Below are 15,393 nucleotides of genomic sequence, written 5' to 3' on the forward strand. Positions count from 1 at the left end.
GCTTTCGCGAGCAGGCTCGCTCCCACAGGGTTATTCGGTGTTCAGGCATTTCGCGAACAACTGCTGGATCGGCTGCATCCGCTGGCTGTAGCGCTGCAACAGGACGATTTCGCGGAAGAAGGTCAACTCGCCCAAGCGAATTACCCTGACCTTCGCCCCATGCTCCAGCCACAACCCCGCCTCCGGCAACAGCGACACCCCCAACCCGCATTCGACCATTTTCACAATGGCTTCCAGCTCATCCAGTTCCAGTGCGACCTGCACATCGATCTGCCGCTCCCGCAGAAATCGCGTCACCAGGCGCCCGCCGAACGAGTTGCGGTCGTAGCGCACATGGGGATGTTCGGCGAGCAGCGTGAGCGGGTCATCGCCTTCAAGGTCCATCGGCGCGATCAGCACGAACGGTTCGCGGCGGATCACTTGCGCCGACAGTTCCTTGGGCAGGTCGAACGGCGGCTTGATCAGGATCGCCAGGTCCACCTCTCCCGTGTCCACCTGGCTCAACAGGTTCAGGGAAACGCCCGGCACCAGTTTCGGCTCCAGGCGCGGCGCCTGCTGGCGCAATCTCAACAATGCCTGGGGCAGCAATCCGGTCTGCACCGTGGCCACGGCGCCGATCTTCAATTCGCCACGGTACTCGCTGACGTCATCACTGACCGCCATGCGATTGAAGATTTCCAACATCTCCCTGGCCATCGGCAACGCGCGCTGGCCCGCCGCATTGAGCAGCGCCTGACGCCCGGTGCGATCGAACAGACGAATGCCGAGGGCCTGTTCCAGATTGCGGATCTGCGCGCTGACCGCCGATTGCGTCAGGCCGATGTGCATGCCCGCGGCGGCGAATGTGCCATGGCGCGCCACGGCGATAAAGGTTTTCAGTTCTCGAAGCATGGCGGCCACCGATTGATCGAAATAATTTGAGCTCGATGCAAAAACTATCGTCTTTCAATCGAAAAGCACAGGACTAAACTCTGCCTGAACTCCCCATGCAAGCGAGGCAAGCCTGATGCAACTGTCCCCTTTTCACCTGGCCATTCCCGTGTATGACCTGGCTGCTGCTCGGCACTTCTATGGCAGCGTATTTGGCCTCGAAGAAGGTCGTTCGAGCGATCATTGGGTCGATTTCAACTTTTTCGGCCATCAACTGGTCATCCACCTGGCGCCGAAAAACGCCTCGCAGGAAGCGGCCCATACCAACGCCGTCGACGGTCATGACGTACCGGTGCCGCATTTCGGCGTGGTGCTGGGGATGGCGCAATGGGAGGCACTGGCCGAGCGGCTGAAGGCATTGCAGACGCGCTTCGTGATCGAGCCGGGGATTCGTTTTCAAGGGCTGGTGGGCGAACAGGCGACGATGTTTCTGTTCGATCCGTGCGGCAATGCACTGGAGTTCAAGGCGTTCAAGGATATTGGGCAGTTGTTTGCCAAGTGACGGAATGCGTTGCCACTAAGGCTCGCTCCCACCTTTGACCGAGTTTAAATGCGATCAACTGTGGGAGCGAGCCTGCTCGCGAAGAGGCCCGCAAATACAACGTCACTCTACTTGCCTATCACTCTTTCAGCCTCTTCCAACAGCTCTTCAGCCGTTCCATGAACCGCTGGGTCATGCTCGATCTGCCCGATACTGAAGCGTATGTCATACCCGCGATGCGCCGTGGCATTGCGTTCATCGAGCATTTCTTCGAGCCGCGCCTTGATTGCATGGGTGTCCACCGAGGCGGACCCCGTCAGCAAGGCAACGAAGGTGGCACCGTCCAGCCGCCCGATCACATCGCTTTCACGAAAACCTATACGCAGGACATCGGCAAAGGTTTTCAGCGCGTTGTCACCCTCGGTGCGACCGAACAGGTAGTTGATGCGTTTGAATTCATCGAGATTGAAGAACAGCAACGTCGCCGGTCGGTCCAGTTGCCCGCAGGCGTCCAGTCCCAGTTGGGCCAGCGCCAGGAAACCGTGCCGGTTGGGCAGCAGCGTCAACTCATCCATGCTCGCCATCTGTACCCCGATCAGCTCTTGCTCCGCCTTGCGGGCGAGATCGCGCAGTAGCTCACGCTCCTGCTGCGGCGTCCCTGCACGCTTACTGGATTTGTGCGGTTTGCCTGAGATCAGCATCACATACTCCATGGGTGGGTATGCTCTTTAGAGTCCTCGATACCGGGTTTGACTCCATGTCGACTCGCCGTTGGTCAGCTACCCACTACCGGACACGGCCCGCCGGCGTCCGCCCAGCGCTTGAACTGCGTGACAAAAATATCGTGCGGCACCGGCACCGGCGCACGATCACCGCCCGGATTCCAGCCCCAAAGCACCAGTTTGTCTTCACGGACATGCTTGATCAGCGCCGCGAAATCACGGTCGCCGTTTCGCATACGGTCCTTGATCATGCTGCACAACTGGTCGGGCGGCAGGCCGATCCAGGCCATTTTGTGCGCCGCCGGCGGCAAACTCCAATGCGGTGCACCGGGTGGCGCTTTCGGGCCGTAGCTGGCCGGTGGATTGGCTTCGGCATGACAACTGGCACAAGGCAAGCCCGCCGCCCCCTTGCCGTCCATGCCGCGCACAACGTTCATCGCGTGGGGCGTTCCCGCGTCGAACTGCAACGGCGAATCGCCGGGAATGTGGCAGTTCTGGCACCGCGGGCTCTGGAACACTTTCTGTACCGTGTCGAAGGCCTTCACGGCCTCTTTATCTTCGGCGAACAGCTCGGTTGCATAGACAAAAAGGCCAACCAGTATCAGCGCTCCAAGTACCCAATGATGTCGTCTCATCTCACACCCCCGACAGTTGCAGCGGCAGCTCCCGCAAGCGTTGCCCGGTCAGGGCGAACACCGCGTTGGCTACCGCCGGCGCCGTGGGTGGTACACCGGCCTCGCCGATGCCTCCGGGTTTTTCGCTGCTGTTCAGGATATGCACTTGCACCACCGGCATCTCGTTGAGCCGCAGCACCTGGTAATCGTGGTAGTTGGACTGCACCACCTTGCCGTCCTTGATCGTCAGTTTGCTGTGCAAGGTGAAACTCAGGCCAAAGGCGATGCACGACTCCATTTGCGCCGCGATACTCTGCGGGTTGACCGCAATCCCGCAGTCCACCGCGCACACCACGCGATGCACGCGAATCGCCAGGTTCTCCTGGGACACCTCGGCGACCTGGGCCACGTAGCTGCCGAACGATTCATGCACCGCCACGCCCAAGGCATGGCCGGCCGGCAGTGGTGCTTTCCAGTTGGCTTTCTCTACCGCCAGGTTCAACACACCCAGGTGCCGTGGATGGTTCTTGAGCAAGGTCCGTCGGTATTCCACCGGGTCCTTGCCCGCCGCCGCGGCCAATTCATCGATCAGCGATTCCATGACGAAACCGGTGTGGGTATGCCCCACCGAACGCAGCCACAGCACGCTGATGCCGGTTTTCGGCGAATGCAGGTCAACCTGATGATCGGCCAGTCCTTCGAGATACGGGCTATCGGCCACGCCCTCGACCGAGGTCTTGTCGATGCCGTTCTTGACCATGGCCGCTTCGAGCGAGGTACCGGCCATGATCGATTGCCCGACCAGCACATGCTTCCACGCCATTGGCAATCCGTCGGCACCCAGGCCGACACGCGCCTGGTGCAGGAATGCCGAGCGGTAATAGCCGCCACGGATGTCATCCTCCCGCGCCCACACGGTTTTCACCGGTGCGCCCGCGGCCTTGGCGACCTGCACCGCTTCGGCGACAAAATCCGACGTCGGATTGGCCCGGCGGCCGAAACCGCCACCCAGGAATTCGGTATGGATCTCCACTTGCTCAGGCTTGAGCCCGGTGATTTTCCCGGCAATCATCTGGTCCAGGGTCTGGAACTGCGTACCGGTCCAGATCTCGCATTTGTCCTGGGTGATTTTCACCGTGCAATTGAGCGGTTCCATCGGCGCGTGGGCCAGATACGGCACGCTGTACTCGACGTCGAGGGTCTTGGTCGCTTTGGCCAATGCGGCCTTGGTATCGCCGGCCTGGCTGGCCGGAAGGCCGGGGGTGGCGGCGAGTTTGCGAAAGTCTTCCAGCAATTTCTGACTGTCGAGCCCGGCGTTCGGCCCCAGATCCCATTCGACGTGCAGCGCATCACGCCCCAGTTTCGCCGCCCAATAGTGATCGGCAATCACCGCCACGCCCGTCGGCACCTGCACCACTTTGTGCACGCCAGGAATCGCCAGCGCCTCGGCGCCTTCAAAGGATTTGACGCTGCCGCCGAATACCGGGGGACGGGCGACCATCGCGGTCATCAGGCCTTCGAACTGCACGTCCATGCCGAACCTGGCGCGCCCGGTTATCTTCTCTGGCGTGTCCAGGCGTTTCGTGGGTTTGCCAATGATTCTCCAGTCCTTGGCCTCCTTGAATTTGATGGTCGCAGGGTCCGGCACCGGCAACTTGCCGGCGTCGTCGGCCAGTTCGCCATAAGTGGCGCGCTGGTCGCCGGCCATCACTACACCCGATTCGGTACGAATGTCGGAAGGTGCGACGTTGAAGCGCTTGGCCGCCGCCTCGATCAACATCAACCGCGCCGCCGCGCCGGCCTGTCGGTAGCGGTCGAACTCCATCCAGGTCGAGGTCGAGCCACCGGTGATCTGCATGCCACCAAAACCCGCCAGGCCATAGTCCTTGGCGGAGGCCGGGGAATGTTCGACGCGGATTTTTGACCAGTCGGCGTCCAGTTCTTCGGCAATCAACATGGTCAGGCCGGTCCAGATGCCCTGGCCCATTTCCGAATGACCGAGCAGCACGGTGACGCTGTTGTCATTGCCGATGCGCAGGAAGGCATTGGGGGCGAACGCGTTGCCCTGGTTCTCGGCCCCCACGGCAAAACGATGGCCACCGGGGATGACAAACGCCACCACCAGACCGCCGCCCAGCACGGCACTGCCTTTGAGAAAACCACGACGCGAGAGCGGATAAATGCTGTCCATGGCCACCTCAACCCAGCTCGGCGGCGCGTTTGACCGCGGCACGAATTCTTGGATAGGTGCCGCAACGGCAGATGTTGCCCGACAGCGCCTGATCGATATCGCTGTCGGTCGGTTGCGGGATCTTCGCCAGCAACGCCGCCGCCGACATAATCTGCCCGGACTGGCAGTAACCGCACTGCACCACATCGAGTTCGGCCCAGGCTTGCTGCACCGGGTGCGAACCGTCAGTCGACAAGCCTTCGATGGTGAGGATTTTCTGGCCGTGTGCCACGGCCGTAGCCGGCGTGATGCAGGAACGTAATGGCGTGCCGTCGATGTGTACGGTACAGGCGCCACACTGGGCCATGCCGCAGCCGAACTTGGTCCCGGTGAGGTGCGCGACATCGCGCAGGACCCAGAGCAAAGGCATGTCCGCGGGGACATCCAGTTCCTGGTCCTTGCCATTGATATTGAGGGTCAGCATTGCGAAGCTCCTCAGACTCACGGTGTTCTGAAGGGGGGCGTCGCTGTGGCAATGAACAACCTACGCGCGCCTTGGTTATCCCTACAGCTAAGTCCAATTTGCTTCGCTGGCCGAGGTGTATCGACCACCGGTCACCTGTAGGAGCGAGCCTGCTCGCGAAAAACGCCAGGACAACGCGGTCATACAGGCGGCACGCGTTATCGTTGGCATCCTTCGCGAGCAGGCTCGCTCCCACAATATGGGCAACAGTAAGTTAAACCCTCGGCTTGAACAAAATACCGGTGTAACGCAACAGAAACAGCCCGAACGCCATACACCAAAGCAGCGCCGACAATCCCAGTCCCAACCCGGAAAACGGCACCAGCAACACCCGTGACAGGCCCGCCACCAGCACCAGGGCAAACCCCAGGACGATCGCTTTCGACGGCTGCAACGGCCGCCCGGTGTGACCCAGGCTGACCCGGGCAATCATCGCCAGAATCAACCCACCCACTCCACCCACCGCCAGCGAATGGGTCGCCAGGCTCTGTTGCGGCATCAGGCCGACATGCCACAGCGCCATCGCGAACACCGCCACCACCAGCCAGACGTAAGACAGATACAGCGACCACAACAGCGGCACGCGCCACATGCCCCGATCATGCCAACGCCACAGGCGCAGCAGGTGCAAAGCGCCCAACAGCACAAACAACGCCGCCAGCCAGAGCCTGGGGACGTCATGCAAACCGAGGGCGAAGGTCAGCGCCACAAGCAAACTACTCAGCAACAGGAACCGGGTCGGCCATGGACTGATTGCAGGCTGTGCCGGGCGATTCAAGCCGCGCTGGATGAAGAACGGGATCACGCGCCCGCCAATCACGCTCATCATCGCACCCACCAGCCACAGGGCGGCCAGTACACCACGCCGCTGCAGGCCTGCGTCATCCAACGACATACCCCACAGCGTCATGGCCTGACAACCGGCCAGCAGCATGACCATCAGCAGAATCGGATAGTTGTCGCGCTTGCCGGCCGCTATCAGGTCCCGGCCCAGAGCAATGGCCAGCAGTGGCAGGAAAGGCAACTGCGATAGAAGTAGCAGCGCAGGAGGAATCGGCATCCACCAGGCCAGGCGCGCCAGCACCCAGATCAGCACCAGCCCGATCAATGGCCAGCCCTTGAGCGCCGGTCGGCCGGTCCAGTTCGGCACCGCCGTCAACAGGAACCCGCCGATGATTGCCACGGCGAACCCGAACGGCATTTCGTGTCGATGCCAGGCAAGCATGCCGCCCACTGGTTGCGCGCCGGGCAAGCGGCCGTACAACCACAAGGCCCAGATCGCCACCGACAGTGCGGCGAACGTGGCCCCCATCAAAAAAAACGGACGAAAACCCAGACTCAGAACCGGTGCCGCGAGCAGTTTGCGCATCAGACGAGCGCCCCGGCCAGTGGCTTGCTCAACCGGTGCTGGGCCAGCAGGCGCATGACGTAACCGATTTTCAGCAAGGTCGGGCCGACAATGGTCATGGCGTGCAATGACACTTGCGCCAGGATCGACAGGTGACCGTCATAAAGGTACGCGCCGTAGATCCCCGCCAGCAGCATGGCCAGGCCAACGCCGAGTACACGGCTGGAAAGGTGCAGAACATTCTGAGGATTGCTGAAGAAATGGAACATTTTCCGTACTCCTGTAGCAGTTCAGTTGCACGTTGGATGTATCAAGTCTCGTGCCAGATTTTTACCCCTTATGAATCAGTCCCTTGAGAACAAAGGTGTCATAACGACTCACGATCAAAATAGTCTGTATGACTCAACAGGTAGTCGAACTGACTATTTTCACAGCACTCCGCTGGCGCACTTGTCGATCTACGGCACAACCAGACAAGCACAGGCTGGCTACGCTGATAATCCAGCATGCAAAAACCTGCCAGGGAGACCCGCCATGCTACACGTTCAAAAACTCACACCCTGCCTCTGGTTCGACGGTCAGGCCGAAGAGGCTGCGAAGTTCTACTGTGCGATCTTCGATCACGCAAAAATCACCGCCATCACTCACTACGGCAAGGCCGGCCAGGAAATCCATGGTCACGAGGAAGGCTCGGTGCTGACGGTCAGTTTCGAACTCGACGGGCACAGTTTCACTGGCCTTAACGGTGGCCCGAACTTCAAGTTCAATGAGGCGATCTCGTTTCAGGTCAATTGCCAGACCCAGGAAGAAGTCGATCACTTCTGGGGCAGGTTGTCCGCCGGCGGACCGGTGGAGGCACAGCAGTGCGGCTGGCTCAAGGACAAATTCGGCGTGTCGTGGCAGATCGTGCCGGTGGCGATGATGGAGATGCTTAAAGACCCTGACACAACCAAATCCCAACGCGCCATGGCGGCAATGATGCAGATGAAAAAATTGAATATCGCCGAGCTGCGACGAGCCTTTGATGGCGAGAGCTAATACACTCCGGGGCTGATCTGCCGAGGATTGACCATGACGTTCTCCAAGCCCAGGCCCAAGGACCCGGACAAGGCTCCACGCTTCTGGCGCGATGATGCCCTGCCCTTTATCGAGGCACGCGCCATCGCCGACGGACGCGAGGTCTGTTACACGCGGCATTCCCACGAGCATTTTTCCATCGGTGCCATCACCGCCGGACGCAGTACCTATGTTCACGAGCAATCACGATTCGAGGTCAGTACCGGCACCGTGGTGCTGATGAACCCTGGTGATGTTCACGCCTGCAACCCCATCAATGACCAGCCCTGGTCCTACCTGATGCTGTATGTCGATACCCCGTGGCTCACCGACCTGCAGCATCAGCTCGGCTTCAGCGACGACCTGGCGTTTCGCCGCTTCAGCGTCACCCATACGCCGGATGTCGACCTGTTTGAGGGTTTGAAGGATTTGTATGAGGTGTTGGTCGATCCGCAGCAGGACGTTTTGCATAAACACAGTGCGGCGGTGGAGTTTTTCACCGAGGTGCAGCTAAGGCTGAACCCGGTCGATCAGCCGTTGCGCGAACCCAACTTCAAGCTGGAACGCGCCGCCGAATTCATCCGTGAACACTGCACGCAAATGCTCAAGCTCGAAGACATTTGCGAAGCGGCACAATTGTCGCCGTCCTACCTGATCCGCGCCTTCAAGCAGCATTACGGCATGACGCCTCACGCCTTCCTGGTCAACCGCCGCATCCAGTTCGCCCGGGATCAACTGCGCAACGGCAAGCTGATCGCCGACGTCGCGCTGGAAGCGGGATTTGCCGATCAGGCGCATTTTCAACGGGCGTTCAAGCAGCATCTGGCGGCGACGCCGGGACAGTATCGGGGGTGATCCCACTCGCCGGAACTTGCTCACACGGGCTTTTGTGGCGAGGGAGCTTGCTCCCGCTCGGCGGCGAAGCCGTCGCAAGACCTGCATGCAAGGTCTGTCTGAAGGAATGTCGGGGCCGCTTCGCAGCCCAGCGGGAGCAAGCTCCCTCGCCACAAAAAGCCTGCTTGTCGATGTCTACGGCAGCAGTAAATACACCGCACTCACCGCCAACATCAGCGCCATTACCCGATTGAACCAGCGCATCCCCGCCGGGTTGTTCAGGTAGCCGCGCAAAAACGTCCCGGCATATGCCCAGCAACCGACCGACAGGTAGCAGATCACCAGGTACACCGCCGCGAACCGCCACACCAACCGCGCCTCACCATCGGCGACAAACGCGCCCATGCCGGCCACGCAGGCCAGCCAGGCTTTGGGGTTGAGCCATTGCATGACGGCCCCGTACAGCATCGACGGCGCACGGCCCGCCTCTTTCGCCTCAAGTTGCCCGTTGTCGGCCGCCAGCTTGAACGCCATGTACAACAGGAACGCCACGCCGGCCCACTGCACCACCTGAGTCATGGCCGGCCACAGCAGCAACAACTCATGCAACCCCAGCCCCATCAGCACCAGCAGCAACACAAAACCCAGCGTCGCCCCCGCCACATGCCGCTGACTGGCGCGAAAGCCGAAGCGCGCCCCCGAACTCAACGCCACGATATTCACCGGCCCTGGCGTTATCGAAGCGGCCAACGCAAACGCCGCCATGGACATCATCAGACTCATCGCACACCTTCTTCCTGTCAGTTGAACCAGGCCTCAAGGTAATGAGCCCCTTGGCGTGCGTATTGAAGAAAACTGCCCTGCGAGACCACTACGCGTGATAGCCCACCACCCGTTTCACTTTCACCAAGGCTTCGCGCAGCGAGTCCATGTCCACCGAGCCCAGCGCCAAGCGAATCGCGTGCGGCACATGGGGGGTTATCGCAAAGGGTTCGGCAGGCGACACCGACACCTGCTCGCGCATCAGCGCCATGGCGATCTGGTCGGCCCGGGCGTCTTCGGCCAATGGCAGCCAGATGAAGTACGAAGAGGGATGGCTGATCGTCCTGAGTCCCGCCAGCACCTCCTGCGCCAAGGCTTGCCGGGCTCGTGCGTCCGCACGCTTTTGCCCCTCCAGCCTGGTCACGGTGCCGTCGTCGAGCCAGGCCGTGGCAATGGCCGTCATCACACCGGGGGTGTTCCAGGTGGTTGCCATGATCGTGCGTTCGAATCCCGCGATCCATTGCGCGGGCGCGGCCACGAAACCGACACGCAGGCCAGTGGCGACATTCTTCGATAAACCGGACACGTAGACCGTTCTTTCCGGTGCCATTTCCGCCAGGGGTGGCGGCGCGTTTTCCGCCAGGAATGCGTAGGCCGCGTCCTCGATGATCGTCAGGTCATGCTGGCGCGCCATCGCCACCAAGCGCTCGCGCTGATCGGCGTCCATGACCCAGCCCAGCGGGTTATGCAAGGTCGGCATCGAATAGACGGCCCGCACCGGTCGATTGCGGCAGAGCTTTTCCAGGGCCGGCAAATCCGGCCCCTTGTCGGTGACCGGAATCGGCAAGACTTCAAGGTGCAGCGTTTCGGCCAGGGTCTTGAAACCGGGATAGGTCAAGGCATCGGCGGCGATGACATCGCCGGGTTTGAGCAGCGTCATCATCACCACCGCCAGGCCATGCTGCGCACCACTGACGATCAACACCTGCTCGGCCGGCACGTTCAGGCCGCGATCGGCAAGATGGCGCGCGACCGAGGCCCGCTCATGCATGCGCCCCGCGTGGGGCTGGTAACGCAGCAGGGCTTCGAGGTCGCCGGACAGCGCGAGTTGGCGCAAGGCCGTGCGCAACAGATCCGCCTGACCGGGCAACGACGGGTAGTTGAAGTTGAGGTCAATCATCCCCGCTGCCACCACGGACTGCGAAATGCCTTGCCCAGGTGGCAACGCTGTCTCCCTGACAAAGGTCCCGCGTCCGGTTTCGCCGCTGATCAGGCCCATGCTTTCAAGCTCGGCGTACACCCGGCTGGCAGTGACCAGTGCCAGGCCATGCTCGGTGGCAAGTTGCCGATGCGTCGGCAAGCGTGTACCGGGCGGCAAACGCCCTGAACGGATGTCGGCAGCAAAGGCATCTACGAGAGACTTGTAGCGGGAGCGCGGCATGTCGAGATGTATCCATGACAATTTTTTGATTGTATCGATAGTCAGCCATAGGATGGGTTTCATGCAAGCCAACAATGAGTGTGAGCGAAATGGAACGGACGTCGAACCTGCAAAACCGGGCGCTGGACAGCAATGCAAGCGGCTGGATCAATGGCCTGATCGGTGTGGTGATTTTCAGCGGCTCACTGCCGGCGACACGGGTGGCGGTACTGGAATTCGACCCGGTATTCCTCACGGTGGCCCGCGCGACGATCGCCGCGATTCTGGCCCTGTGTCTGCTTCTGGCGTTCAAGGAAAAACGTCCCGCACGCCATCAACTGGTGCCCCTGGCCATCGTCGCCCTGGGCGTGGTGGTGGGGTTTCCACTGCTGACCGCGCTGGCGCTGCAGTACGTGACCTCTGCTCATTCCATTGTGTTCGTCGGCCTGCTGCCGCTCGCGACCGCAGTATTCGGTGTTTTGCGTGGTGGTGAACGCCCCCGCCCGGTGTTCTGGATCTTCTCGGTGCTGGGCAGTCTGCTGGTGGTCGGTTTCGCCGTGGCCCAAGGCCTGACCGCCTCACCCCAGGGCGACATCCTGATGCTGTTGGCGATCCTGGCCTGTGGCTTGGGGTATGCCGAAGGGGCCAAGCTGTCCCGCACGCTTGGCGGCTGGCAGGTGATTTCCTGGGCGCTGGTGCTGGCGTTACCGGTCATGGCGGCACTGACCTGGTGGCGGCTGCCAGCGTCGTTCAGCGGCATCAGCACACCCGCCTGGTTCAGCCTGGCCTACGTGTCGCTGTTCAGCATGCTGATCGGTTTCGTGTTCTGGTATCGCGGGCTGGCCCAAGGCGGAATCGCCGCAGTCGGCCAACTGCAATTGCTGCAACCGTTTTTTGGCCTGGCCCTGGCGGCGACCTTGCTGCACGAGCAGGTGAGCATCGGCATGCTCGGGGTGACCGTGGCGGTGATTCTGTGCGTGGCCGGGGCGAAAAAATTCGCTCGTTAGCCACTGCTATGGCGCTTGCCGTCATGACTGTACGGGGCAGTCCAACCGCCTCTCGTGATAAAAACAGGGCACTCGTTACAGGAGCCCGCCCATGGACCTCGCCACCCTCACACTCTTCCTTCCGGCCTGCTTCGCCCTGAACATGGCGCCAGGCCCGAACAACCTGCTGTCGGTCAGCAACTCCACCCGCTACGGCTACCGCATCGCCTGTGTGGCGGGGATGGGCCGTTTGCTGGCGTTCGCCGGGATGATCGCCCTTGCCTCGGCGGGCCTGGCGGTGGTGCTGCAAACCTCGGAGTTGTTGTTCTACGCGATCAAGATCCTCGGAGCGGCGTACCTGTTCTATCTCGCCTGGCAACTGTGGCGTGCCGACCCCGGGATGGAAAGCACCGTGACCGGTGCACCCGTGGGCATGCTGGCGCTGGCCCGGCAGGAATTTCTGGTGGCGGCGGGCAACCCGAAAGCGATCCTGATCTTCACCGCGTTCCTGCCGCAGTTCGTCGACTCGAGCCGCGCCATCACGCCGCAATTCGCGGTGCTGGGCGCGCTGTTCCTGGCGCTCGAATGGGTCGCCATCGCCGCCTACGCCTACATGGGCCTGCACATGCGCCGCTGGTTCGCCAAGCCGTCGGGCAAGCGGATGTTCAACCGCTGCTGCGCGGGGCTTCTATCAGCCGCCGCCTCGGTGTTGCTGATGGCACGGCGCACCTGAAACATGAAACCAACTGCGGGAGCGGGACTTCTTTCGAAAGCGATTGTCCAACCAACCCTTCAGTGGTTTACACTACTCTTTCGCGAGCAGGCTCGCTCCCACAGGGGCATTGATCTCATGGCGAATGAACAAAATTCCCTGTCGATTTTCCGGTGGAGGCTGCCCCTGCCCCGTTCTATGCTGCGTCCATGAACCTACAACACACGCAGCTTCCGCCCCACGCCGAGATGGTTCGCGCCATGCTCGAGCGCGACACCGCCTACGAGGGGGTGTTTTTCACTGCGGTGAAAACCACCGGGATCTTTTGCCGTCCCGGCTGTAAGGCGCGCAAGCCCAAGCCCGAGAACGTCGAGTTCTTCGCCCACGCCGATGAATGTCTGTCCGCCGGCTACCGCGCCTGCCTGCGCTGCAAACCGTTGAATGCCGCAGCCACCGCCCCGGACTGGGTGCAGAAGCTGCTCAAAGCGGTGGACGCCAACCCCGAGCAGCGCTGGACTGACGCCCAGTTGCTGGCCGAAGGCATCGAGCCGCTGAAGTTGCGCCGCTGGTTCAAGCAGTATTTCGGCATGACTTTTCATGCCTGGCTGCGCACCCGGCGCCTGGGCATGGCATTGGGCGGAATAAAGCAGGGCGATTCCATCGACAGCGCGGCATTCGACTCGGGCTACGAATCCCTGAGCGGTTTCCGCGATGCGTTCCAGAAATCCTTCCACATCACCCCCGGTTGTGCCACCAACAGCGAACCCTTGCTGTTCACCCGGCTGACCACACCTCTGGGGCCGATGATCGCCATGGCCGAACGGCGTGGGTTGGTGTTGCTGGAATTCCTCGATCAGGCGTCATTGACCCGGGAAGTCGAAGCCCTGCAAAACCGGTTCGGTTACGCCGTGGCGCCGGGGCATAACGCGCATTTGCAGCACATCGAACAACAGCTGGCTGAGTATTTTGCGGGCAGTCGCACCGAGTTCAACGTTGCCTTGCACATGCCCGGCAGCGAGTTCTCCCGCCAGGTCTGGGCCGCGCTGGCAAAAATCCCCTACGGCCAGACCACCACCTACGGCGCTATCGCCACCCTTCTGGGCAAGCCCGGCGCCAGTCGCGCAGTGGGCCTGGCCAACGGTCACAACCGCCTCTCGATTGTGGTGCCCTGCCATCGCGTGATCGGTGCCGACGGTTCGCTGACAGGCTACGCTGGAGGCCAACCGCGCAAGGCGTTCCTGCTCAGGCTGGAAAACGCTGCGATACAGCTCACCGAACAACTCGCACTCTGATCCCCTGTGTTTTTCATAAGGAAGGAAATTCGATGGACAGGCTCGACACTCAATTTCATCAACTGCATCAGGACGGTCTGCTGTTCCTCACCAACGTCGCCGACGCCGCCGGGGCGCGGTTGGTGGAGCAACTGGGCAACAAGGCGGTGGCCACCAGCAGCGCGGCGGTGGCCTGGGTCCATGGTTACCCGGATGGCAACACCCTGCCCCTTGAACGCCTGGTATCGACGGTCGAATCCATTGCACGGGTGATCTCGGTGCCGTTGACCGTGGACATCGAGGCCGGTTACTCCGACGACCTGGATCGGGTTGCCCAGGTGGTAGACGCGGTTATTGCCGCCGGTGCGGTGGGGATCAATATCGAGGACGGTGCCTCATCACCCGAACTACTCGCCCGCAAGATCGAAACCGCCCGCGAGGTCGCCGTTCGGCGTCATGTGAATCTGTTTATCAATGCGCGCACTGATGTGTACCTGCGAGGCCTGGTTCCCGCCGAAGATCGCGTGGCAGAAACCCTCCAGCGCGCCGCGCTGTATCAAGCAGCCGGTGCCAACGGCTTGTTCGCGGCGGGTGTCACGTCGGATTATGAGATCAAAGCGCTGTGCCAGGGCACACCACTGCCGTTGAATGTGCTGGGGTTACCCGGCCTGCCGTCGCCTGAAGCGTTGCAAGGACTCGGCGTGCGTCGCCTGAGCGCCGGCTCGGGCATCGCCGAGTTTCTCTACGGCGCCATGGCGTCACTGACCAAAAGCTTTCTGCAGAACGGCAAACTCGACAGCCACGACATCAAGGCGTTGACCTATGGCGAAATCAACGCGCTGTTGAAACCGTCCGGGAAAGCCTGAGCCCATGCGCGACCGCTACCAGCCAGCCACTGAGTTTTTATCGTCACTCGATGATGACTGGCATCAGCACATCGCCGTGGTCGGCCCGTGCCTGCATCAACCCCATGCCGCACGCGATCCTTATGAATCGCTGGTCCGGGCGATTGCCTACCAGCAACTGCACGCCAAGGCGGGCGATGCGATTGTCGGGCGGCTGCTGGCGTTGTTCCCGTCGGTTTCGTTTCCCAGGCCCGAACAGATCGTCGCCACGGATTTCGATCAACTGCGCAGTTGCGGGTTTTCCGCCAGCAAGATCGCCACCATTCAGGGCATCGCCCAGGCGACGCTGGACGGCGTGGTGCCGGATTACGCCACCGCGCTGGCGATGGATGATGAAGCACTGATCGAGCGCCTGATCACCCTGCGCGGCGTGGGGCGCTGGACCGTGGAGATGTTGTTGATCTACAGCCTGGAACGACCGGACGTTTTGCCGGCCGATGACTTCGGCGTGCGCGAGGGTTACCGGCGACTCAAGGGGCTGGAGGTGCAGCCGACGCGCAAGCAAATGATCGAGATCGGGTTGGAATGGAGCCCGTATCGGACGGTGGCTTCCTGGTATTTGTGGCGAGTGCCTACCCGATAGACCGCGTTATCGTTCTTCGCGAGCAGGCTCGCTCTCACATTCGACCTGTGTACGCAGGACCAATGTGGGAGCGAGC

17 protein-coding genes are annotated in these 15,393 nt (G+C 61.6%); 8 read left to right on the forward strand and 9 right to left on the reverse strand.

The features are described 5' to 3' along the window. Positions 1 to 30: 30 nt before the first annotated feature. Positions 31 to 891 (reverse strand): LysR family transcriptional regulator, encoded by an 861-nt coding sequence (locus tag ACW9HW_RS16595; RefSeq protein WP_457400846.1) that lies wholly within the window; start codon positions 889 to 891, stop codon positions 31 to 33. Positions 892 to 1,006: 115 nt separating this feature from the next. On the opposite strand from ACW9HW_RS16595, the gene ACW9HW_RS16600 reads away from it, so the two are divergent. Next, positions 1,007 to 1,432: a VOC family protein gene (locus tag ACW9HW_RS16600; RefSeq protein ID WP_095194954.1), complete on the forward strand. Its 426-nt coding sequence runs from the start codon at positions 1,007 to 1,009 to the stop codon at positions 1,430 to 1,432. Between the two features lie 107 nt (positions 1,433 to 1,539). On the opposite strand, the gene ACW9HW_RS16605 is transcribed toward ACW9HW_RS16600, so the two are convergent. The 6 genes from ACW9HW_RS16605 to ACW9HW_RS16630 form a co-directional block, all read right to left on the reverse strand. Further along, positions 1,540 to 2,112, reverse strand: a complete 573-nt coding sequence (locus ACW9HW_RS16605) for a GGDEF domain-containing protein (RefSeq protein ID WP_457400847.1) — start codon at positions 2,110 to 2,112, stop codon at positions 1,540 to 1,542. A gap of 74 nt (positions 2,113 to 2,186) precedes the next feature. Next, positions 2,187 to 2,768: a hypothetical protein gene (locus tag ACW9HW_RS16610; RefSeq protein WP_457400849.1), complete on the reverse strand. Its 582-nt coding sequence runs from the start codon at positions 2,766 to 2,768 to the stop codon at positions 2,187 to 2,189. Between the two features lies 1 nt (position 2,769). Next, positions 2,770 to 4,938, reverse strand: coding sequence for a molybdopterin cofactor-binding domain-containing protein (locus ACW9HW_RS16615; RefSeq protein WP_457400851.1), 2,169 nt, complete (start codon positions 4,936 to 4,938; stop codon positions 2,770 to 2,772). A gap of 7 nt (positions 4,939 to 4,945) precedes the next feature. Continuing rightward, on the reverse strand, positions 4,946 to 5,401 hold the full coding sequence (locus ACW9HW_RS16620) for a (2Fe-2S)-binding protein (RefSeq protein WP_137805585.1): 456 nt from the start codon (positions 5,399 to 5,401) through the stop codon (positions 4,946 to 4,948). Positions 5,402 to 5,654: 253 nt separating this feature from the next. Beyond that, positions 5,655 to 6,809, reverse strand: a complete 1,155-nt coding sequence (locus ACW9HW_RS16625) for an NnrS family protein (protein ID WP_457400854.1) — start codon at positions 6,807 to 6,809, stop codon at positions 5,655 to 5,657. Further along, positions 6,809 to 7,057, reverse strand: a complete 249-nt coding sequence (locus ACW9HW_RS16630) for a transmembrane sensor/regulator PpyR (RefSeq protein ID WP_095194960.1) — start codon at positions 7,055 to 7,057, stop codon at positions 6,809 to 6,811. Before ACW9HW_RS16630 ends, ACW9HW_RS16625 begins: the two co-directional genes overlap by 1 nt. A gap of 265 nt (positions 7,058 to 7,322) precedes the next feature. Here ACW9HW_RS16630 and ACW9HW_RS16635 point away from each other — a divergent pair, with 265 nt between their 5' ends. Next, a complete protein-coding gene (locus ACW9HW_RS16635) occupies positions 7,323 to 7,826 on the forward strand; it encodes a VOC family protein (RefSeq protein ID WP_095194961.1) in 504 nt (167 codons plus the stop codon). Between the two features lie 33 nt (positions 7,827 to 7,859). After that, positions 7,860 to 8,699 carry an AraC family transcriptional regulator gene (locus ACW9HW_RS16640; protein WP_457400856.1) on the forward strand — a complete coding sequence of 280 codons (840 nt, stop codon included), beginning with the start codon at positions 7,860 to 7,862 and terminating at the stop codon, positions 8,697 to 8,699. A gap of 174 nt (positions 8,700 to 8,873) precedes the next feature. Here ACW9HW_RS16640 and ACW9HW_RS16645 read toward each other — a convergent pair whose 3' ends face one another. Both ACW9HW_RS16645 and ACW9HW_RS16650 read right to left on the reverse strand, forming a co-directional pair. Beyond that, on the reverse strand, positions 8,874 to 9,461 hold the full coding sequence (locus ACW9HW_RS16645) for a LysE family translocator (RefSeq protein WP_457400857.1): 588 nt from the start codon (positions 9,459 to 9,461) through the stop codon (positions 8,874 to 8,876). Between the two features lie 88 nt (positions 9,462 to 9,549). Further along, positions 9,550 to 10,881: an aminotransferase-like domain-containing protein gene (locus tag ACW9HW_RS16650; protein ID WP_457400859.1), complete on the reverse strand. Its 1,332-nt coding sequence runs from the start codon at positions 10,879 to 10,881 to the stop codon at positions 9,550 to 9,552. Between the two features lie 89 nt (positions 10,882 to 10,970). Here ACW9HW_RS16650 and ACW9HW_RS16655 point away from each other — a divergent pair, with 89 nt between their 5' ends. The 5 genes from ACW9HW_RS16655 to ACW9HW_RS16675 all read left to right on the forward strand — a co-directional run bounded on the left by ACW9HW_RS16655 (position 10,971) and on the right by ACW9HW_RS16675 (position 15,317). Then, complete coding sequence (locus tag ACW9HW_RS16655) at positions 10,971 to 11,867, forward strand: DMT family transporter (RefSeq protein WP_457400860.1); 897 nt, start codon at positions 10,971 to 10,973, stop codon at positions 11,865 to 11,867. Between the two features lie 91 nt (positions 11,868 to 11,958). Beyond that, complete coding sequence (locus ACW9HW_RS16660; RefSeq protein WP_457400862.1) at positions 11,959 to 12,579, forward strand: LysE family translocator; 621 nt, start codon at positions 11,959 to 11,961, stop codon at positions 12,577 to 12,579. A 188-nt stretch (positions 12,580 to 12,767) separates the two neighbouring features. Next, a complete protein-coding gene (locus ACW9HW_RS16665; protein WP_457400864.1) occupies positions 12,768 to 13,850 on the forward strand; it encodes a bifunctional transcriptional activator/DNA repair enzyme AdaA in 1,083 nt (360 codons plus the stop codon). 32 nt (positions 13,851 to 13,882) lie between these two features. Next, positions 13,883 to 14,695, forward strand: a complete 813-nt coding sequence (locus ACW9HW_RS16670) for an isocitrate lyase/PEP mutase family protein (RefSeq protein WP_457400865.1) — start codon at positions 13,883 to 13,885, stop codon at positions 14,693 to 14,695. Between the two features lie 4 nt (positions 14,696 to 14,699). Continuing rightward, the gene (locus ACW9HW_RS16675; RefSeq protein WP_457400866.1) at positions 14,700 to 15,317 is read left to right on the forward strand and encodes a DNA-3-methyladenine glycosylase family protein; all 618 of its coding nucleotides are present in this window, start codon (positions 14,700 to 14,702) and stop codon (positions 15,315 to 15,317) included. Positions 15,318 to 15,393: the final 76 nt, after the last annotated feature.

The sequence above is a fragment of the Pseudomonas sp. SDO5532_S415 genome (assembly GCF_054071155.1).